Origin of the sequence: Microbacterium sp. 1S1 (assembly GCF_008271365.1) — a bacterium.
In the GTDB taxonomy this organism is placed as follows: domain Bacteria; phylum Actinomycetota; class Actinomycetes; order Actinomycetales; family Microbacteriaceae; genus Microbacterium.
Window position 1 is genome coordinate 2,854,622 of the sequence record NZ_CP043430.1, and the last position, 20,215, is coordinate 2,874,836.

At 69.2% G+C, this 20,215-nt stretch carries 16 protein-coding genes; 8 read left to right on the top strand and 8 right to left on the bottom strand.

The window, feature by feature from the left end:
* Nucleotides 1-115 precede the first annotated feature (115 nt).
* From FY549_RS13820 to FY549_RS13840, 5 genes are all read left to right on the top strand, one after another.
* On the top strand, nucleotides 116-1,099 hold the full coding sequence (locus FY549_RS13820) for an ABC transporter permease (protein WP_149085519.1): 984 nt from the start codon (nucleotides 116-118) through the stop codon (nucleotides 1,097-1,099).
* A gap of 1 nt (nucleotide 1,100) precedes the next feature.
* Nucleotides 1,101-2,039 (top strand): ABC transporter permease, encoded by a 939-nt coding sequence (locus FY549_RS13825; RefSeq protein ID WP_149085520.1) that lies wholly within the window; start codon nucleotides 1,101-1,103, stop codon nucleotides 2,037-2,039.
* Nucleotides 2,036-3,964 (top strand): ABC transporter ATP-binding protein, encoded by a 1,929-nt coding sequence (locus FY549_RS13830; protein WP_149085521.1) that lies wholly within the window; start codon nucleotides 2,036-2,038, stop codon nucleotides 3,962-3,964. The genes FY549_RS13825 and FY549_RS13830 overlap by 4 nt, the downstream gene beginning before the upstream one ends.
* A 130-nt stretch (nucleotides 3,965-4,094) precedes the next feature.
* Entirely contained in the window at nucleotides 4,095-5,810 is a 1,716-nt protein-coding gene (locus tag FY549_RS13835; RefSeq protein ID WP_149085522.1) for an ABC transporter family substrate-binding protein, read from the top strand.
* A 74-nt stretch (nucleotides 5,811-5,884) separates the two neighbouring features.
* Nucleotides 5,885-6,616 carry an alpha/beta fold hydrolase gene (locus FY549_RS13840; RefSeq protein ID WP_149085523.1) on the top strand — a complete coding sequence of 244 codons (732 nt, stop codon included), beginning with the start codon at nucleotides 5,885-5,887 and terminating at the stop codon, nucleotides 6,614-6,616.
* On the opposite strand, the gene FY549_RS13845 is transcribed toward FY549_RS13840, so the two are convergent.
* Both FY549_RS13845 and FY549_RS13850 read right to left on the bottom strand, forming a co-directional pair.
* Nucleotides 6,558-7,844, bottom strand: a complete 1,287-nt coding sequence (locus FY549_RS13845) for an MFS transporter (protein WP_200838723.1) — start codon at nucleotides 7,842-7,844, stop codon at nucleotides 6,558-6,560. The genes FY549_RS13840 and FY549_RS13845 overlap by 59 nt on opposite strands.
* Nucleotides 7,841-9,214: a glycoside hydrolase family 1 protein gene (locus FY549_RS13850; RefSeq protein WP_149085524.1), complete on the bottom strand. Its 1,374-nt coding sequence runs from the start codon at nucleotides 9,212-9,214 to the stop codon at nucleotides 7,841-7,843. The genes FY549_RS13845 and FY549_RS13850 overlap by 4 nt, the downstream gene beginning before the upstream one ends.
* A 220-nt stretch (nucleotides 9,215-9,434) precedes the next feature.
* On the opposite strand from FY549_RS13850, the gene rpsT reads away from it, so the two are divergent.
* Nucleotides 9,435-9,695, top strand: a complete 261-nt coding sequence (gene rpsT, locus FY549_RS13855; RefSeq protein WP_149085525.1) for a 30S ribosomal protein S20 — start codon at nucleotides 9,435-9,437, stop codon at nucleotides 9,693-9,695.
* 70 nt (nucleotides 9,696-9,765) lie between these two features.
* Here rpsT and holA read toward each other — a convergent pair whose 3' ends face one another.
* From holA to FY549_RS13885, 6 genes are all read right to left on the bottom strand, one after another.
* Nucleotides 9,766-10,803: a DNA polymerase III subunit delta gene (gene holA, locus FY549_RS13860; protein WP_149085526.1), complete on the bottom strand. Its 1,038-nt coding sequence runs from the start codon at nucleotides 10,801-10,803 to the stop codon at nucleotides 9,766-9,768.
* Between the two features lie 34 nt (nucleotides 10,804-10,837).
* Nucleotides 10,838-13,132: a ComEC/Rec2 family competence protein gene (locus FY549_RS13865; protein WP_259614239.1), complete on the bottom strand. Its 2,295-nt coding sequence runs from the start codon at nucleotides 13,130-13,132 to the stop codon at nucleotides 10,838-10,840.
* 257 nt (nucleotides 13,133-13,389) lie between these two features.
* Nucleotides 13,390-13,989 carry a ComEA family DNA-binding protein gene (locus FY549_RS13870; RefSeq protein ID WP_149085528.1) on the bottom strand — a complete coding sequence of 200 codons (600 nt, stop codon included), beginning with the start codon at nucleotides 13,987-13,989 and terminating at the stop codon, nucleotides 13,390-13,392.
* Between the two features lie 110 nt (nucleotides 13,990-14,099).
* Nucleotides 14,100-14,363 carry a hypothetical protein gene (locus tag FY549_RS13875; protein WP_149085529.1) on the bottom strand — a complete coding sequence of 88 codons (264 nt, stop codon included), beginning with the start codon at nucleotides 14,361-14,363 and terminating at the stop codon, nucleotides 14,100-14,102.
* 165 nt (nucleotides 14,364-14,528) lie between these two features.
* Nucleotides 14,529-17,093, bottom strand: coding sequence for a leucine--tRNA ligase (leuS, locus tag FY549_RS13880; RefSeq protein ID WP_149085530.1), 2,565 nt, complete (start codon nucleotides 17,091-17,093; stop codon nucleotides 14,529-14,531).
* Nucleotides 17,094-17,139: 46 nt separating this feature from the next.
* The gene (locus FY549_RS13885; protein ID WP_149085531.1) at nucleotides 17,140-18,471 is read right to left on the bottom strand and encodes an anthranilate synthase component I family protein; all 1,332 of its coding nucleotides are present in this window, start codon (nucleotides 18,469-18,471) and stop codon (nucleotides 17,140-17,142) included.
* A gap of 41 nt (nucleotides 18,472-18,512) precedes the next feature.
* On the opposite strand from FY549_RS13885, the gene FY549_RS13890 reads away from it, so the two are divergent.
* Both FY549_RS13890 and FY549_RS13895 read left to right on the top strand, forming a co-directional pair.
* On the top strand, nucleotides 18,513-19,184 hold the full coding sequence (locus tag FY549_RS13890; RefSeq protein WP_149085532.1) for a DedA family protein: 672 nt from the start codon (nucleotides 18,513-18,515) through the stop codon (nucleotides 19,182-19,184).
* 4 nt (nucleotides 19,185-19,188) lie between these two features.
* On the top strand, nucleotides 19,189-20,214 hold the full coding sequence (locus FY549_RS13895) for an App1 family protein (protein WP_149085533.1): 1,026 nt from the start codon (nucleotides 19,189-19,191) through the stop codon (nucleotides 20,212-20,214).
* Nucleotide 20,215: the final 1 nt, after the last annotated feature.

Genomic DNA, 20,215 nt, shown 5'->3' on the forward strand with positions numbered 1-20,215 from the left:
TCCGTGGGGGCTGTCGCGTCGCGCGGAACGGCGGATGACACCCGATCATCCGCCCGGCTCAGCGTTGCGTCGGCAGACCCCGAGCGCGTCTGGAGAAGAGAAGGACAAATCCCCCTTGATCAAGTACCTCGCGCGCCGTGCCCTCGGCTGGCTGCTCATGATCGTGGTCGCGACGAACCTCACCTACTTCCTCGCGTGGGGCTTCCTCGATCCGCGCAGCAACTACGTGGGTCGTCGACCTCCGCTCACCGAAGAGCAGATCGTGAACACCCTCGCCCCGCGCAACCTGAGCGACACCGTCCCGCTCATCGAGCGGTGGTGGACCTGGCTCACCGGCATCCTTCTCCGCTGGGACTGGGGCGTGAGCCCGACCGGCGGATCCGTCAACGAGCAGGTCGCCTACCGTATGTGGGTCAGCGCCGAACTCGTCCTCGGCGCCACCATCCTGACCACGGTCCTCGGCATCGCGCTCGGCGTGTACACGGCCTCCCGCCAGTACAAGCTCGCCGACCGCATCGGCCAGGCCACGAGCATCATCACCCTGAACATTCCGATCGTCGTCGCGGCGTTCGCGATCGTGCTCCTCGCCATCGGTCTGAACAATGCCACAGGCACCCGGATCTTCTACGTCACCGGTAACGCGAGCCAAGGGGTCGAGGGCTTCTTCCCCACCCTCATAGACGTGTTGCAACACCTCACGCTGCCCACGATCGCGCTCGTGCTCACGGGATACGCCAGCATCCACTTCCTGCAGCGGTCACTTCTCCTGGACAACATCAACGCCGACTACGTCCGCACAGCCCGCGCGAAGGGTCTGACCAAGCAGCAGGCCATCCGCAAGCACGCACTGCGCACATCGCTCATCCCGGTCGCCACGCAGGTCGCCTTCACCATCCCCGCGATCTTCACCGGCGCGGTGCTGACGGAGACGATCTTCGCCTGGAACGGCATGGGCCGCTATTTCATCGACACCATCACCAAGAACGACATCCACGGAACCGTCGCGATCGCCGCCTTCGGTGCGGTCCTCACGGCGATCGGCGCGATCCTCGCCGACATCGCCGTCGTCGTCCTCGACCCGCGCGTGAGAGTGAGCTGACATGAGCACCGACATGCTCGACCCGACCATCCACCCCGAGCCGGAGACCGCCGGCCCTGAGACGACACACGTCGCGACCAAGCGGCTGTCGAAGTGGACGCTGTACTGGCGGCGCTTCTCGCGTAACCGCGGGGCCCTCATCGGCCTTGTGATCTTCGTCCTCCTGGTCCTCTTCGCCATCTTCGGGCCGCTGATCGCTCGGTACGACCACATCGAGCTCGACTTCCTGAGCCTGAGCATGCCGCCGTCGGCAGAGCACTGGTTCGGCACGAACAACGCCGGCAACGATCTCTTCGCCCAGGTCGCCGTGGGTCTGCAGCGCTCGCTCATGATCGCTATCACCGTCTCGGTCGGCGTCACGATCGTCTCGGCCCTCGTCGGCACGGCCGCCGCATACTTCGGCGGCTGGACCGAGCGCATCTCGCTCCTGGTCATCCACTTCATGATGGTGATCCCGAGCTTCCTCATCCTCGCGATGATCTCCAACAAGGCCGGTGGCGACTGGCGCGTCATCGCGCTCATCATGATCTTCGTGATCGGGTGGTACTTCCCCGCCCGCGTCATCTGGACCATGGCGCTGTCGCTCCGCGAGCGGGAGTACGTCAGCGCCGCACGTTACATGGGCGTCGGCGGCATGCGGATCGTGCTGCGGCACCTGCTGCCCAACATCGGCTCCCTCCTCGTCATCAACTTCACCCTCGGCGTCGTCAACGCCGTGGTGACGGAGACCGGCCTGTCCTTCCTCGGCTTCGGCGTCAAGATCCCCGACGTCTCCCTCGGTGCCCTCATCGGTGCCGGGTCGAGCTCGCTGACCACGTCGCCCTGGCTGTTCTACTTCCCGGCGGCGGCGCTGACTCTGCTCACCGTGTCGATGGCGTTGATCGCCGACGGCCTGCGCGACGCCCTCGATCCCACTTCGGCTGCTGGAGGCCGCGCATGACCAACGTCCTCTCCGTCCGCGATCTCAAGGTCAGCTTCGCTTCCGAAGCCGGCCGCGTCGACGCCGTCCGCGGTGTCTCCTTCGACCTCGAAGCCGGCAAGACCCTCGGTATCGTCGGCGAGTCCGGGTCCGGCAAGTCGGTGACGTCGCTGGCCATCATGGGACTCCTCGACGAGAACGCCAAGGTCACCGGCTCGATCATGTACGACGGCCAAGAGCTAATCGGCATGAGCGACAAGCAACTGTCGGTCATCCGCGGCAACGGCATGTCGATGGTCTTCCAGGACCCGCTGACCTCGCTCACGCCGGTCTACACGGTGGGCGATCAGCTCATCGAGGCCCTCACCGTCCACCGCGGCCTGTCGAAGAAGGACGCCTGGGACCGATCCGTCGAGCTCCTCCAGCTCGTCGGCATCACCGAGCCCGAGCGCCGGATGAAGTCCTTCCCGCACGAATTCTCCGGCGGCATGCGGCAGCGCGTCGTCATCGCCATCGCGATGGCCAACAACCCGAAGCTCATCATCTGCGACGAGCCCACCACGGCGCTCGACGTCACCATCCAGGCGCAGATCCTCGACCTCATCGAGAAGGCTCAGGACGAGACCGGTGCTGCGGTCATCATGATCACACACGACATGGGCGTGGTCGCCCGCACCGCCGACGACGTGCTCGTGATGTACGCCGGCAAGCCCGTGGAGCACGCGCCCGTCCGCGAACTGTTCCACAAGACCCGCATGCCGTACTCGATCGGCCTCCTCGGTGCCATCCCCCGCGTGGACAAGGCGGAGAAGGAACCGCTCACGCCCATCAAGGGCAACCCGCCGCTGCTGATCAACCTCCCGGACGCCTGCCCGTTCGCCGATCGCTGCCCGATCGTGATGGACGCCTGCCGCGCCAAGGAGCCCGAGCTCCTCCCCGTACCGACGGGATCCGGCGACCTGCATCAGGCCGCCTGCATCCGCTCGCACGAGATCGAGGACGGCGGCCTGCTCGGTGGGCTGCCCGTCTATCCGGTTCGCCCGGTGCCGGAAAGCGACCTCACGCGATCCCCGCGCGAGGAGCGGCCGGTCACGCTCGAGGTCAAGAACCTCCGCAAGACCTTCCCCCTGCTGAAGGGTGCGTTCCTGAAGCGCAAGGTCGGCGAGGTCCAGGCGATCAAGGGCATCAGCTTCGACGTGCGCGAGGGCGAGACCATGGCCATCGTCGGAGAGTCGGGCTCGGGAAAGACGACGACGCTGCTGCAGATCATGGACATGGTGAAGCAGACTGACGGCGACATCGTGATCGCCGGCACCAGTGTCAACGACATCCACAGTCGGAAGGTCGAGCGTGCCCTGCGCCGCGACATCCAGATCGTCTTCCAGGACCCGATGGGCGCCCTCGACCCGCGCATGACGGTCGCCGACATCATCTCGGAGCCGCTGTTCGCAATCGGCACCCCCAAGGAGGAGGCGCACCGGCGGGTGGACGAGCTGATGGATCTCGTCGGCCTCAACCCCGCGCACAGCGACCGGTTCCCGCAGGCGTTCTCGGGTGGCCAGCGCCAGCGCATCGGTATCGCCCGGGCTCTGTCGACGAACCCGAAGATCGTCGTGCTCGATGAGCCGGTCTCCGCTCTCGACGTGTCGATCCAGGCCGGTGTCATCAACCTGCTCGACGAACTCAAGACGAAGCTCGGCCTGTCGTACCTCTTCGTCGCCCACGACCTGTCGGTGGTGCGTCACATCGCCGATCGCGTCGCCGTGATGTACCTCGGCGAGTTCGTGGAGCACGGCGATGTCGACGACGTCTTCGACAATCCGCAGCACCCGTACACCAAGGCGCTGCTCTCCGCGATCCCGGTGCCGGACCCCGACATCGAGCGCACGCGCGAGCGTGTCGTCTTCGACGCCGAGACCATGTCGACGAAGCCTGCCACCGTCTGACTCGGCTGCAGGCTTCACCCCCGGTCACCGTCCGATAACGGTTAGGCGGCATTCACCGCACGGCGCTGTACCGGGATAAAGCGCGAACTAGTCTTCCCTTTATGAAACGCCGAAAGGCGAAAGGAGCACCATGAAGAACAAGAAGTTGCTGGGGGCGGTCGCAGTCGGCGGCGCCCTCGCACTCGCCCTCGCGGGTTGCGCGAGCGGTTCCGGGAACACCGGCGGCGGAGACAACGGCGGCGAGAAGGTCGAGACCAAGACGGCCGACTACAACCCGCAGGACCGCAGCAACCTCCAGGAGGGTGGCGAGGTCAACTTCCCGATCAACGAGGTTCCGGAGCAGCTCAACGCCTTCAACAGCGACGGCAGCGCCGACACGTCCCGCCTCTGGTCGTGGTACATGCCGCAGATCCTCCTCGTCTCGCCGGAGGGCGACGTCACCAAGAACGACGCCTACCTCGATGCCTACGAGATCGGCGAGAAGGATGGCAACACGACCATCACCTTCACGTTCAAGGACGAGGCACACTTCAACGACGGCACGGACATGGACTGGACGTCCGTCGACGCTACGTGGAAGGCGAACCGCTCCTACGACGAGGGCTTCAACCCGAACGCCACCGACGGCTACAAGCAGATCAAGAGCGTCGAACAGGGCGACTCCCCGAAGACCGCCATCGTGACCTTCGATGGCATCTACGCCTGGCCGTCCATGGCCTTCCTCACGGGTGGCGTGCTGCACCCGGCTGCTGCCGACCCGGCCGTCTTCAACGAGGGCTTCATCGGCAACATGCACCCGGAGTGGGGTGCGGGCCCGTACACGGTCGACACCTTCGACGCCAACGGCGGCTTCGTCTCGTTCAAGCCGAACCCCGAGTGGTGGGGCAACGCGCCGCTGCTCGACTCGGTCACCTTCACGGCCATGGAGCCGGACGCCGCGGTCAACGCCTTCAAGAACGGCGAGATCGACATGGTGGGCGCCAACACGAACGACCGCCTCAAGCAGGTCCAGGACGTTGACGACACCGTCGTCCGCCGTGCGCAGCAGACCGCGAAGACGGTTCTGCTCGTCGACGCCGACAAGCCGCAGTTCGAGGACATCGACGTGCGGAAGGCGTTCTTCCTCGGCGTGAACGTCGACCAGCAGAAGCAGATCGCGTGGAACGGCCTCGGCTACGAGGAGCCCGTCGCCGGTTCGCTCAACCTGTACTCGTTCCAGGACGGCTACAAGGACTCGTTCGGCGAGGCCGGTCTGAAGCACGACGTCGACGCGGCCAAGAAGCTGCTCGACGACGCCGGGTGGACCGAGGGCGAGGACGGCATCCGTGAGAAGGACGGCGAGAAGCTGACCGTCACCTTCCCGGTCTTCGGCGAGGACCCCACGCTCGAGGCGCTCGCGAAGTCGCTCCAGGCGCAGCAGAAGGAGATCGGCATCGACCTCAAGATCGATGTCCGCGCTTCGGCTGACTTCTCCAACGACTTCACGTCGAAGAACTGGGACGTCGTGTCGCTCCGCTTCACCGACTCCGACCCGTTCGGCCCGGCTTGGTTCTGCCAGCTCTACTGCTCGGACAGCGGCCTGAACCTCTCGGGCACCGGCACGCCGGAGATCGACAAGCAGATCGCCGACGAGGTGGAGACCCAGAAGGACGCCGAGTCCTGGACGACCGCCGCGATGGACCTCGAGCCGAAGATCATCGAGGAGACCTGGGGTCTGATCCCGCTGTACAGCGGTCCCTCGATCTACGTGGTCAAGAACGGCCTGGCGAACCTCACGCCGGAGCCCTACGTCGGTCTCGACCTGTTCGGCGTCACGCCGATCGAGAACGTCGGCTGGGAGAAGTAACATCCTCTGACACATCTCGTGTCGAAGCGGGGTCGGTGGTTCATCCACCGGCCCCGCTTCCTTATGCTGAAGGCGTGACCGTCCAGACCGTCCTCGTACACGGCATCCGTACGTCGGCCACCATGTGGCGGTCGCAGGTCGAGTACCTGGAGGCCCACGGGCACCCGGTCACCGCCGTCGACCTCCCCGGCCACGGCAGCCGGATGGACGAGGACTTCACCCTGCACGAGGCACTGCACACGATCGACGCGGCCGTCCGCGCCGCGGCCGAGAGGGGCCCCGTGCTGCTGGTCGGCCACTCCATGGGCGGGCTGCTCTCGCTCGCGTACACCGGTGGCGCGGAGCCTCGCCCCGTCGACGGACTCGTCGCCGCCGCGTGCACCTCACTCCCCCGCGGCGCAGGGCTCCGCGCCTACCGACTCTTCGCCCGAGCCGTCGACTCCCTGCCCGACCGCGGCATGTGGCTGACGCAGCGGATGCTCGCCGCGACGATCCCAGAGGAGAACCGCGGCGACTTCTCCGCCGGCGGCTACGCACTCGACATCCAGGACCAGGCGCTCCGGAGCCTCGCCGCCCTCGACGTGGCCGCTGCGGTCCCCCGCATCCAGGTGCCCCTCTGGTTCGTGAACGGCCAGTACGATCAGCTGCGGCTGAACGAGCCCCTGTTCCGGCGCCTGGCACCGGAGGCGGAGCTCATCGTCGTGCCACGGACCACGCACCTGCTCACGGCCATGCGCCCGCGGGTGTTCAACGCCGTCCTCGCCCTCGCCATCGCGACGATCGAACAGCGCGTGGCGTCAGTCTGACGCCACGCGGTCGCGCGGCGGCGGTGAGCGCTCCCCCGACGAGCGACAGGACGGCCGCTGCGAGGAAGACGAGCCAGAAACCGCCGGCAACGGCCACCAGCCCCGCCCCGAGGACAGGCCCGATGAGCTGTCCGAGGGCGGCGGTGACGTTGACGATGCCGAGGTCGCGCGCGTGGTCCTGCTCATCCGGCAGCAGGTCCGCCGCGAACGCGAGGCCCACGGTCGAAAAGGCTCCGTAACCGACACCCATGAGCGCGGCCGCCAGCATGGTCATCTCGAAGGTGGGCACAGCCACGATCACCACGCCCGACGCTGCCTGCACGACCGCGGCCGCCACGGTGAGCCGGCGCCGCTCGCCGGTGCGGTCGGAGACGATCCCGGTGATCACCGAGGCGAGCACGACGAAGACCGTGTAGACGACGATGAGCAGCAGGAGGTTGTCCTGTGCGGTCGTGCTCTCCTGTCCGAGGCCGTGGAGGAGGAAGAAGAGGAACAGGGCCGTCCCGAGGGCGTTGCCGATGTTCGTGATGAGCCGGCCGGACAGCATCCAGGCGAAGTCGCGGTCGCGGAGCGATGCCAGGCGGGGCCGTCCGATGCGCTGCGGACGCAGCGCCTCCGTGCTGGGCGGGTCAGGCAGCAGCAGGGCCGCCGCGATGCCCACCGCGCTGATGACGCCCGCGAGGAGCAGATAGCCGGTGACGATGTCGAGGCCCAGCAGCACGACGAGGCCGACCCCCAGCACGATCCCCACCGCCTGGCTCGACCCGACCGCCGCGGATGCAGCGCCGCGCTGCGTCGTCGGGAGCTGGTCGGCGATGAGCGCGGTGAAGGCGGCGGACGACACCGCGACGCCGATCGACACACCGACCCATCCGGCGCCGACTGCCCACGGACCGCTGGCGAACCCGGTGGCCACGAGACAGGCGGCCGTGAGCATGACGCCCCCCACAGCCCACGGTCGCCGTCGATGCGTGCCGGCGCGGCCGCGGTCCGAGAGGGCACCGGCGAGTGGACCGGCCACGACGCCCGCGAGGCCACCCACCCCGAGCACGATGCCGGAGGAGATGACGCCGCGGATCCAGTCATCCTCCGGAGTGTCGAGCTGCAGCGGAAGCAGGAGCTGCACGGGGGTGAGCTGGACGGTCCAGATGGCGAGCCAGGCGAGGGTGAACAGCGACATCCACCGCAGCCCCGCCCTCCGCGTGGCGATGACCCGGTTGCCACTCATGGCCGTGCCGCCGCGGCGTCCCTGGCCGCTCTCGCACCCGCGACGAGATCGCGATACCAGCGGTAAGAGGCCTTCGGGGTGCGCTCCCCCGTCGTGAAGTCCACGTGCACGAGACCGAACCGCTGGGTGTAGCCGTCCGTCCATTCCCAGTTGTCGAGCAGCGACCAGACGGTGTACTCCTCGACCCGGACGCCGGCGTCGATGGCCTCCCCCACCGCGTCGATGTGCGCGGAGAGGTAGGCGATCCGGTCGGTGTCCTCCACGGGGCCGGCGTCGTCCGGTTCCGGGAAGGACGCCCCGTTCTCGCCGATGATGATCGGGGGCATGCCGGGGTGGCGTCGGTGCAGGTCGACCAGGAGGTCGCGCAGCGCGGACGGCATGATCGGCCACTCGGGACCGAACCCCGTGACCGGGACCCCGGGTGTGGGCACGATCGCGAACGGGATGTCGTTCCCGGGGCCGGCTGCGGTGACGGTCGTCGGGTTGTAGAAGTTCATGCCGTAGAAGTCGATCGATCCGGCGATGCGCGCGAGGTCGTCGCCGAGGACGGGGAGCGGCGGGAGCCCGAGCACCTCCAGGTTCGGTGTCGTCCCGGAAAGGAGGGGCTCGCTGAACAGCCGGTTGTGCAGGAGGTCGTACACCGCGGCCGCGGCGCGATCCTCGTCGGTGTCCCGCAACGGCAGGACCCAGGTGTGGTTGTTGACGAGACCGACGCTCGCCGTGCCTCGGGTATGCAGCGCCTCAGCGGCTCGCGAATGGGCGAGCAGCTGATGATGCGCGGTCGGAAGCGCGCCGTACAGGAGCTGTCTGCCCGGAGCGAGCGCACCGACCGCATAGCCCTGCAGGGTGGTCATGGCGGGCTCGTTGAGCGTGTACCAGGAGGAGACCCGATCCCCGAGACGCGCAGCGACGAGCGCGGCGTACTCACCGAAGCGCTCGGCGGTGTCACGGACGAGCCAGCCGCCGTCGGCTTCCACCGCGCTCGGCAACTCCCAGTGGTACAGGGTCGGGAAGGGCGTGACTCCGACGTCGAGAAGAGCGTCGACGACGCGAGCGTAGTGGTCCAGCGCCTTGACGTTGCCCGGGCCGCGTCCGTCCGGCTGCACGCGGGACCACGGGATCGAGAACCGGTACCGATCGAGGCCGAGACCGGCGGCCACGGCGACGTCGTCGTCCACACGGCGATAGCTGTCACAGGCCGGCTCCGCGGTCGAGCCGTCGCGGATACGCCCCGGCTTCGCGATCTCGTCATCCCAGATCGACCGTCCCGCGCCATCGGCGCGGCGGGAACCCTCGATCTGGACGGACGAGGTGGCGGCGGACCAGCGGAGCCGCGCACGAGCGATCGGGTCGGTGCTGAGGGGGGTCATCGGACTCCTGACGTCGTCGTCGTTGAGGATGATTCTGCACCCGGTCCCACCTGGAGCGCGACGGCGTCTCGGTCGTTCGGCGCCGTTTCGCACGATCCGGCCCGGTACTGGTAGACTCGACTCTTGGCTTGCGTGTGGGTTCTTCCCTCACGACCGCCGTGCAGCAGCCCTCTTCTGCTGCCGGCACTCCGAATAACTCCTGTACAGAAAGCGTCCACACGTGGCAAACATCAAGTCGCAGATCAAGCGCAACAAGACCAACGAGAAGGCTCACGAGCGCAACAAGGCCGTGAAGAGCGAGCTGAAGACTCTCGTCCGCCAGACCCGCGAGGCCGTCGCCGCCGGCGACAAGGCCGCTGCCGAGAAGAGCCTGAAGAAGGCCTCGGTCAAGCTCGACAAGGCCGTCAGCAAGGGTGTGCTGCACAAGAACCAGGCGTCGAACCGCAAGTCGGCGATCGCCAAGCAGGTTGCGGCTCTCTGAGCATCCGACTTCCGGAAAGCCCGTCTCCTCGTGAGGCGGGCTTTCTGCTTTCTCCGGGAGGAGCCGTTCGTCACCCGCCGAACGGCTCGCGCGTGGCGATGACGGTGACCATGCGCTCGAGAGCGAAGATCGGATCGCGCGCCGCCCCCTTGACCTCGGCATCGGCCCGCGCGGTGGCCTGGATCGCCATCCCGAGCGAGCGCTCGTTCCAGCCCGCCAAGTCGCGACGGGCACGATCGACCTGCCAGTCCTTCATCCCGAGGCGCTGGGCGAGCTGTCTACTGGGCTCGCGGTTGCCCGCGACCCGCGCCATCGTGCGCAGCTTCATCGCGAACGCGGCCACCATCGGGACCGGGTCCGCACCGGACGACAGGGCATGGCGGAGCGCGATCAGAGCCTCGCCGTAGCGACCGGCGATGGCCGTATCGGCGACGACGAAGGCAGACACCTCGACCCGCCCGCCGTAGTACTTGGTGACGACGTCTTCCGTGATGTCGCCGTCGACGTCGCCGATGAGCTGCTGGCACGCGGCGGCGAGCTCGGTGAGGTCGTCGGCGAAGGCCGAGACGAGCGCTCGGAGCGCCGGCGGAGCGATACGCTTCTTCGCGGCCTTGAACTCCCCCGCCGCGAAGTCGACTCGGTCGCCGTCGCGCTTGATGGCGGGGCAGGCGATCTCGATCCCGCCTCCGGTCCCCGCGCGCAGGGCGTCGAGGAGCTTCTTGCCGCGGACACTGGCTCCGGTGTGGCGGAGCACGACCGTGGCACCCTCCTGCGGGTTCTCCAGGTACCCGATCGCTTCCTGGAGGAAGGCGTCGGAGCACTTCTCCACGCCGGACACTCGGACAAGTCGCGGCTCCCCGAAAAGCGACGGCGAGGTGAGAGAAAGCAGCGTGCCGGGGGCGTAGTCATCGGCCCGGACGTCGCTGACCTCGAGCGCCGGGTCTTCGGCGCGGAGGTAGTCTCGCACCCCGGCGATCGCGCGCTCGGCGCAGATCTCCTCCGGGCCCGAGACGAGCACGAGGGGCGCGGGGTGCGGCTCACGCCAGGACACCTGGGGGATCTTCGTGGCCTTCGCGCCGCCACGGGAGGGAGGACGGGAAGCTGCCATGGGACCAGCCTACCGGCGGCGTCGGACACCCGACTCAGGGCGACGCGACCTCGGTCCAGACGCGCAGGGCATCGTCCTCGATGCCGAGCAGAGTGCGGCCGTCACGATCGGTGCGATACACGCGCGCGCCGAGAGCCGACAGGATCTCCAGGGTCTCCCGACGCGGGTGCCCGTAGTCGTTGCCGGCGCCGACCGTGATGAGCGCCACGCTCGGATGCGCCGCCTCGTACAGCGCGGATTCCTGATCAGCACTGCCGTGGTGTGCGACCTTCACCACGCCATATCCGGTCAACGACGTGCTGCGAAGCAGCGCCCGCTGCGCGACCGCGGAGAGGTCGCCGAGGAACAGGGCCCGTGGCACTCCTCCCCCGGCGAACTCGGTGACCACACTCGCATCGTTGCCTGGCGGGAAGGCGACGCTGTCCGGCAGCGGCCAGAGCACCCGCCACGACGCGGCACCCAGTGAGCCCCGGTCCCCGGCGCCGACGGCCCGAAGGGCGGCGCCCGCCCGCGCCAGACTGTCGAGCATTCGCGCATCACCGGCATCGACGGGCGGTCCATGCAGGACGGTGTCCACCCTGCCTTCGAGCACCGCTGCGCCCCGGACGTGGTCCGCGTCGAAATGCGTGAGCACGAGGAGGTCGATGCGATCGATGCTCAGCGAACGCAGGCAGGCGTCGAGTGCCCCTGGGTCCGGTCCCGTGTCGATGAGGGCGATCTCGTCGTCGGACCGGAGGAGCACAGCGTCCCCCTGGCCCACCGCACAGGCGGCGACGGCCCAGTCCTGCGGCGCCCGCAACGAGGCGAGCGGCCCGTCGATCAGCGCACGAGACGCGCCGACCGCCGCCAGGACGATCAGAAGGGCGACCGCCGCGCCGCGGGCGATGGGGAGCAGGGAGGCACCGGCGCGAGTCCGCCCCTCACGAGCCGGCTCTGTCCCTGGACTCTCCAGCGCGGCGCCCCGAGGGTGGGGACGTCCGCGGCAGCACACCACCCCGATCGCGACACTCACCGCCGCGACCAGCGCGGCGCTGCCGAGGCCCGCTGGCAGCAGCACCTGCGCCCCCGGCATCCCGGCAGTGACTCGCGCCACTGTCGCGATCCACGCCGACGGCAGCCACGCGGACGCGGCGAGCAGATCGGCGAGGAGCGGAAGAGGCGCAGACAGACAGGCGAGGAGCCCGATCACCGTGGCGATCGGCGCGGCCGGCTCCGCCAGGAGGTTCGCGACGACCGAGACCAGCGACTGCTGCTCCGCGAACAGCGCGATCACGGGCGCGCACGCGAGCTGCGCGGCCAGCGGCACAGCGATCGCGACGGCGATCGGGCTCGGCAGCCACCGCGCGATGCCGTTCGCGAGCTTCGGGCCGAGGAGAATGAGCGCCCCGGACGCCACGGCAGACAGCGCGAATCCCGGCGTCGATGCGAGCCAGGGGTCGGCGACGAGGAGCGCGGTGACGCAGAGCGCCAGGATGCCGGCGCCCGCGCTCGGACGCCCGAGCAGTATCGACAGCATGCCCGCCGCGGCCATCGTGGCGGACCGGATGACGCTCGGCTCCGGGGTGACGAGCACGACGAAGGCCGCCAGCGCAACGGCGGCGAGCACGACCCGCAGCGCTCGCGTCCCTCCGCACAGCGCAACCACCCCGAAAACCGCCGCGACGACGATCGCGCAGTTCGCCCCGGACACCGCGGTGAGGTGACTGAGGCCACTCGCTCGCATGTCGGCGGCGAGTTCGGCGGGAACCGCGGTGGTGTCGCCCACGGCGAGTCCCGGGAGAAGACCCGCACCCGGCTCCGGGAGTCGCGTCGCACGCTCGACGAACGACCGGCGGAGGTCGGCAGCGAATCCGAAGACCCCCGGCGCGGTGCGTTCCACGGTTCCCGCAGTCACGAAGATGACGAGCGCCGCCCGCTCCCCCGGATCCGTTGCCGCACTCTCACCGGTCACCCGCACCTGCGCACCGAGGGCGAACCCCTCCGCCTCCTCGATGCCGATGCGCACCGGCCCGCCGGCCGGCGCCGCGGCGCCCGGCGCACCGATGCGGCTCAGCTGCAGGTCCATCCACAGGCGCCCATCGCGCCCCACGGTCGCCGAGGACGACACCTGCCCCACCGCCTCGACGACTCTGCCGCCCCATCCCTGCACGGTCTCGCGGTCCGCGGACTGCGCGAACACCGCGAACGCCACGGCCGCCGCCGTCGCGAGGACCACGATCACCAGTCCGCCGATCGTCGCGGCTCGCCGGCACCGGATCGTGAGCACGGCACCGATGACCACCGCGGATGCCAGGAAACCCGCCGCCAGCCACCCCGCCGTTCCTGGCACGAACTCGCATATCAGAGCCGTGCCCCACGCGCCGATCGCCACCGGCAGCAGCCGGAGATCACGCGTCGACCGGCTCCCTACTCCGGGGCCCGGGGAGACAACGTGCGACTCGTGCATCCGCTCAACCTAGAGGTGCGCAGACGGCCCCTCCGACCTCGTCGGCACGAGCGGAGGAGAACGTCTCACGAGGATGAGATGTGGAGGAGCGATCCGCGGATCCTCGGGGTCGGTCGCTCCGGCACGAGCGTGGGCGACTCTCACACGCGCACCCCGTCGCGCAGCCCCTCCAGAACCTTCTCCCCGATCCCCGGCACCGCCAGGAGGTCGTCCACCGTGCGGAATCGCCCGTTCTCCTCGCGCCAGGCGACGATACGCTCTGCCAGCGCCGGTCCGATTCCCGGGAGCTCTTCCAGGGCCGCCTGATCCGCCGTGTTCAGGTCGACGGTCCCGTCGCCGGGAGGGGCGGCCGAAGGGTCGGAGATGGCCCCCACGACGGGCACGAGGATCTGCTCCCCGTCCTCCACCGGTCGGGCGAGGTTGACCCCCGCGAGGTCGGCGGCGTCCGTCGACCCGCCGGCGGCCGCGAGAGCATCGACGACCCGGGAGTCCGCGTGCAGGACGTACAGGCCCGGACGCTCGACCGCCCCGAGCACGTGCACGTACAGCTCTGCGGGCGCGGGCTCGACCGACGCCGTGCTCTCCGCGAGCGGAACGGCTTCCACGGACGACTGCTGCCCCTGCAGCAGCCCGAGCCCGACGGCCGTGGAGAGCGCGACGATCGCCAGCACGACCGCCGCACCGAGCCCGAGGCGGAGCGTCCGACGAGGCGGAGGCGATGGAGCCGGCGACGAGGTCATCCGGTCACACTATGTGCCCCGTTCGCGCCTCCCGCCGCGGGACCCAGCGGTCGTGGAGAGACGTTCAGACGGGAACCGTCGTGGAGGACGGCCGCGACCGGGTCCGGGCGTCATCCCTTCGCGCAGGACAGATTCGCGTACACTTCGACGACCCTCTGGTCATCGGGGAAACCCGCCTCCTCCAGCGCCGTCCGCACGTCTTCGCGCACGGATTCCAGGTAGGCGGAACCGCGCAGCCGGATCGCGGGAACCGTGTCGAGGTCGGGGTCGTCATCGAGGAGGCGGTACCAGTCGTCCCACTGTCGATCGCTGACGGTCGCGTCCTGCAGAGCGTCGGCGGCGATGCGCTCCGCGTCCGCGGGCGGGTTCTCCACCGCCGGACCCAGCCACCACCCGATCTCGCACGTTCCGCCCAACGACGGCACCGACTCCGACCTGTCTGGCCCGCTGATCGGGGGCACGGTCCCGCAGCCGCTCAGGGCCAGCGCCCCGATGAGGAGGCACGCCCCCCAGGACACCCGTCCCCGCACGCCGAGGACTCAGCCCTTGACGACGATGCTGACGATCTTCGGGGCCCGCACGACGACCTTGACGATCTCGCGGTCGCCGATCGAGCGGATCACTCGCTCGTCCGCACGTGCCAGCGCTTCCAGCTCGGCCTCGCTAATCCGGGCGGGCACCTCGAGCTGCGCCCGTACCTTGCCGCCGATCTGGACGACCGCGGTGACGGTGTCCTCGACCAGCAGCGCCGGGTCGGCGGAGCGCCACGACACGAGTCCGACGGACGGCTCGTGCCCCAGGATCTCCCACATCTCCTCCGCGGTGTGCGGGGCGATGAGGTCGAGCATGACGGCGATGGTCTCCGCCGCCTCGCGCACGGCGGGGTCGGCGGCACCGGCGGCGCCGTCGATCGTCTTGCGGGTCACGTTGACGAGCTCCATCAGCCGCGCGACGAGAACGTTGAACTTCGTCTGCTCGACCAGGGCGGGGGCCTCGGAGAGGAGTTTGTGCGTCGCGCGCCGCAGCCCCGCGTCCCCGCCGTCGAAGACCACGTCGACCGGGCTCGCGACCTCGTGGGCGACACGAAGAGCCCGCGAAAGGAACTTCTGGGCACCGGTCATCGAGACGTCGGCCCAGTCCTTGTCGTCCTCCACGGGACCGGCGAAGGCCAGACCGACGCGCAGGGCGTCGGCACCGTGGGCATCGAGCTCCTCCTGGAACAGCACCAGGTTGCCCTTGCTCTTCGACATCTTCTGCCCGTCGAGCAGCACCATGCCCTGGTTGATCAGGTTGGAGAAGGGCTCGGTGAAGTCGATCAGCCCCATGTCGAAGAGGACCTTGGTGATGAACCGGGCGTAGAGCAGGTGCAGGATGGCGTGCTCGACGCCGCCGATGTACGAGTCCACCGGCGCCCAGCGCGCCGCCTGGGCCGGGTCGAACGCCACCGTGTCGCTGTTCGGGGACAGGAAGCGGAGGAAGTACCAGGAGCTGTCCACGAAGGTGTCCATCGTGTCGGGATCGCGCAGCACCGGGTCGCCGGTCTCCGGGTCGGTCGTGCGTACCCAGCTCTCCGCGCCGCCCAGCGGCGAGGTGCCCTTCGGCTTGAGGTCGAGTCCCTCCACGCTCGGCAGCTTCACCGGCAGCCGGTCCTCGGGAACCGGGATGATCCGGCCGTCCTCGGCGTGCAGCATCGGGATCGGTGTTCCCCAGAAGCGCTGGCGCGAGATCAGCCAGTCACGCAGCCGGTAGTTCTTCGCCGCACGTCCGGTGCCCGATGCCTCCAGCTGCTCGATGGCACGCGCGATCGCGTTGCGCTTGGACAGGCCGTTCAGTGTGCCCGAGTTGATCATGCGCCCTTCACCGGTGAGCGCGATCCCTGTCTTGGCCGGGTTCTGCTCGTCGAGAGCGGCATCGGCATCGATCGGCACGCCGTCTTCGTCCACCTCGATGACCGGCATCGCTCCGGTGACCGGAGCGGTCGTGTCGACGACCACCTTGACCGGCAGATCGAACGCGCGCGCGAAGTCCAGGTCGCGCTGGTCGTGTGCCGGCACGGCCATGACGGCGCCGTGCCCGTAGTCGGCCAGCACGTAGTCGGCCGCCCAGATCGGCAGTTTCTCGCCGTTGACCGGATTGATCGCGTACCGACCCAGGAACACGCCCGTCTTCGGACGGTCGGTGGATTGCCGATCGATGTCCGTGGTCTTCTGCACCTCGGCCAGGTAGGCCTGGAAGCGCTCGCGCACCTCGGGCTCGGCGTCCGCGGCGATCTCCGCGGCCAGGTCGCCGTCCGGGGCCACGACGAAGAACGTCGCCCCGTGCAGGGTGTCGGGGCGCGTCGAGAACACCGTCACCGGCTCCTCGCGCCCCTCGATGCGGAAGTCGACGTCGGCACCGACGGAGCGGCCGATCCAGTTCCGCTGCATCTGCAGCACCTTATGCGGCCAGAACCCCTCGAGCTGGTTCAGATCGTCCAGCAGACGGTCCGCGTAGTCGGTGATGCGGAAGTACCACTGGGTGAGCTTCTTCTTGACGACCTCATAGCCACAGCGCTCGCATCGCCCGTCGATCACCTGCTCGTTCGCCAGCACGGTCTGATCGTTCGGGCACCAGTTCACCGGGCTCTTCTTGCGATACGCCAGTCCGCGCTCGTACATCTTCAGGAACAGCCACTGGTTCCAGCGGTAGTACTCGGGGTCGGACGTGTGCAGCACCCTGCTCCAGTCGAACGAGACGCCGTACTGCTGGAAGCCCACCTTCTGCTGCGCGATGTTATGGTACGTCCACTCGCGCGGGTCGGCGCCCTGGCGGATCGCGGCGTTCTCCGCGGGGAGGCCGAAGGAGTCCCACCCGATGGGGTTCAGGACGTTGTGGCCGCGGTGACGCCAGAAGCGGGCGACGATGTCGGAGTACAGATAGTTCTCCGCGTGCCCCATGTGCAGGTCCCCGGAGGGGTACGGGAACATCGCCAGCACGTACCGCCGCGGCCGCGTGTCCTCGTCGCCGCCCGTGAGGAACGTCTCGTGCTCCGCCCAGTACTTCTGCCACTTGGCCTGGATGGCGTGCGGCGAGGAGAACTCCTCGTCGACGGGAGCGGTGGACATGTTCTCGGACAACGAACGCACGACCAATCTGAAGGGAAAAACGGGATCAGTTCAGGATATCGGAACGCCAGGTCGCGGGCATTTCCGCACCCAGCGCCGCAAGGGGCGCCCGGGCCTTGGTGCCGACCTCACGCACCTCGGCCGCGGGCACCGAGCCCCAGGTGATCCCGCCGCCCGCGCCGACGAACGCCGCCCCCTCATCCATGACGATGCTGCGGATGACCATCGCGAGGTCGAGAGTCCCATCCACCCCGATGTAGCCGAAGCAGCCCGCATACAGGTCGCGGGGGCCGCCTTCGAGCTCCTGCAGCTGTGTCATCGCGGACAGCTTCGGCGCTCCGGTCATGCTCCCGGCGGGGAACGCCGCTGCCAGCAGCGCTCCGACCGTCGTCCCCTCCGCGGCCACGCCGCTGACGGTGCTGACGAGCTGATGCACCGCCGGGTAGCTCTCCACCACCCAGAGCCCCTCGACCCTGATCGACCCCGGGACGCAGACCCGCGAGAGGTCATTGCGCATGAGGTCGACGATCATGACGTTCTCTGCCCGCTCCTTCGGGTCGGCGGCCAGCTCTGCGGCGAGCGCAGCATCGGTCACCGTGTCGGCCCCACGGGGACGGGTGCCTTTGATGGGCCGGGTGCGGATGACGCCGCCACGGGCATGGAGGAACTGTTCGGGGCTGGCGCTGAGGAGCGCTCGTCCGCCGATGCGCAGGAATCCCCCGTGGTGTGCCGGGGTCGCCGCGCGGAGCCGACGGTACACGGCGACCGCATCGTGCGCACCCGGCACGGTGAACCGCGTCGTGAGACAGAGCTGGTAGGCGATCCCCGCCCGGATGAGACCCCGGCAGCGGTCGATGAGCTCCTCGTACGCCGCGGGCGTGTGCCGGGCCGCGGCGATGTGCTTCTCCCCTGCCGCCCGTCGCGCCGGCACCTCGGCGGTCAGGAGCTTCTCCAGCCATCGTTCCCCATCCTCCGTCACCTCCTCCTCCGTCGCCTCCTCCTCCGGGGCCAGGAGCCACAGCCGACGCGCGTCGTGATCGAAGGCCAAGGCCGTGGTCACCCGTAGCCAAGTCCGGGCGTCCGGCTCCGGTTCGGTGGCGACCGGAGCCCCCGCCAGGGCCGCGCCGCTCTCGTAGTCGCGCCAACCCACCCATCCCCCGCGGAACGGCGGCAGACCCTCGTCGACGGGCCCGACGTCGAGGCGCACGGCCTCGGGAAGCACCTCCGGGACCCCGATGCCGAGGAAGCTCCACCCCTCGGTCGCGTCGGGGCCGGCGTCGAGCCAGAACACGTCGGCGTGCTGCTGGCTGAGTGCCGGGAAGAGACGCTCCGGCGACACCCAGGAGGAGAGCGGGCGGGGGCTCAGGCGGTCGGGCACCTTTCCAGCCTAGGACCGGGCCCCTCCCGTATCCTCATGGGGTGGATGACCTCCTGCTCTGGCTCCTCGACACCGTGCAGTCGATCGATCCGGTCACGCGCACGCTGGTCGCGGCTCTCGCCGTGATGCTGGAGACGAGCATCCTCATCGGCCTCGTCGTCCCCGGCGACACGATCGTCATCATCGCCTCGATGGGTGTCGCCACCCCACTGGAGGGCATCGCGATGGGCGTCGCCGTCGTGGTGGGCGCCCTCATCGGAGAGAGCATCGGGTTCTGGCTCGGCCGCTGGCTGGGGCCCTACATCCGCGCGTCCTGGCTCGGCCGGCGGATCGGCGAGCACAACTGGGTCCGTGCGGAGAACTACCTGGCCCGTCGCGGCGGCATCGCCATCTTCCTCTCGCGCTTCCTGCCGGTCCTCCACTCCCTCGTCCCCCTCACCGTCGGGATGAGCGAGTACCCGTACCGGCGCTTCCTCGCCTGGACCACCCCGGCGTGCATCATCTGGGCCTCGGCCTACGTGAGCGTGACCTCACTCGCCGCGGGGAGCTTCCGCGAGCTCGTCGACCGCGTGCATTTCGCCGGCTACCTGTTCGTCGGCGTCATCGCGGTCTTCCTCCTCCTCGCCTACCTGGGCAAGCGGCTGCTGCACCGTCTCGAAGCACGTCATCTGGAGGCCCCGGCGGCGGAGTCCGACGCCGACGTGAAAGACTGAGGCAATGGCCCCCGCACCCCCGGCGCCCAGAATCCACTGGTTCGCCCGCCTCGAGCACCGACTGCACGTGTGGCGCGAGGGACGCGCGCGCCGTCGCGGCCGCAACGCCACCGTCCTGCCCTTCCCGGGGTACGGGGGTCCCGGGTGGGTGCGTGTGCTCGGCCGCGTCCTCATCGTCCCGCCGCAGCGCCGCAACCGCGACGGCGAGCCGGCGAGCATCCGCGGGTGGCGGAGCTTCGTCGGCATCCCGGTGGGATTCGCCTCGGTCAGCGTCCATCTGGGAGACGGCACCCACCAGGTGGTCGCCGATCGCGGCGGTGTGATCGACTCCGTCATCCGTGCAGACCTCGAGCCCGGCTGGCAGACCTTCACCGTCACGGTCGAGGGACAGGAGCCCATCGAGGCCCGCGCGTTCATCGTCGCGGAGAACACCCGATTCGGTGTCGTCTCCGATGTCGACGACACCGTCATGGTCACGGCGCTCCCCCGCCCGTTCATCGCCTTCTGGAACTCGTTCGTCGTCGACGAGCACGCACGCATCCCCGTGCCGGGCATGGCGGTGCTCCTCGATCAGCTCCTTCGGCAGCACCCCGGCGCGCCGATGGTCTATCTCTCCACGGGTGCCTGGAACGTCGCGCCGACGCTGTCGCGGTTCCTCGGCCGGCACCTCTTCCCCGCCGGCTCGCTGCTCCTCACCGATTGGGGTCCGACGCACGATCGGTGGTTCCGGAGCGGACGCGAGCACAAGCTCACGAACCTGCGGCGCCTGGCCACCGAGTTCCCCGACGTCAAGTGGCTCCTCATCGGTGACGACGGCCAGCACGACGAGGCCATCTACACGCAGTTCCAGGAGGAGCATCCGGACTCGGTCGCCGGAGTCGCGATCCGGCGACTCCTGCCCGCCGAAGCGGTGCTCGCCGGTGGACGTGCCGAGATGGAGTCCCACGACGCCGACGATGCGCCGTGGGTCAGCGCCGAGGACGGCGCCGGACTGCGCGACCAGCTCGGCGACGTCGGCATCCTGCACTGAC

Excerpts from the sequence above, each read along its gene's own strand:
- leuS (WP_149085530.1), bottom strand. The coding sequence starts at position 17,093 with ATGTCCACCGCTCCCGTCGACGAGGAGTTCTCCTCGCCGCACGCCATC.
- FY549_RS13845 (WP_200838723.1), bottom strand. The coding sequence starts at position 7,844 with ATGAGTGGCAACCGGGTCATCGCCACGCGGAGGGCGGGGCTGCGGTGG.
- FY549_RS13850 (WP_149085524.1), bottom strand. The coding sequence starts at position 9,214 with ATGACCCCCCTCAGCACCGACCCGATCGCTCGTGCGCGGCTCCGCTGG.
- FY549_RS13825 (WP_149085520.1), top strand. The coding sequence starts at position 1,101 with ATGAGCACCGACATGCTCGACCCGACCATCCACCCCGAGCCGGAGACC.
- holA (WP_149085526.1), bottom strand. The coding sequence starts at position 10,803 with ATGGCAGCTTCCCGTCCTCCCTCCCGTGGCGGCGCGAAGGCCACGAAG.
- FY549_RS13870 (WP_149085528.1), bottom strand. The coding sequence starts at position 13,989 with ATGACCTCGTCGCCGGCTCCATCGCCTCCGCCTCGTCGGACGCTCCGC.
- FY549_RS13830 (WP_149085521.1), top strand. The coding sequence starts at position 2,036 with ATGACCAACGTCCTCTCCGTCCGCGATCTCAAGGTCAGCTTCGCTTCC.
- FY549_RS13895 (WP_149085533.1), top strand. The coding sequence starts at position 19,189 with ATGGCCCCCGCACCCCCGGCGCCCAGAATCCACTGGTTCGCCCGCCTC.
- FY549_RS13835 (WP_149085522.1), top strand. The coding sequence starts at position 4,095 with ATGAAGAACAAGAAGTTGCTGGGGGCGGTCGCAGTCGGCGGCGCCCTC.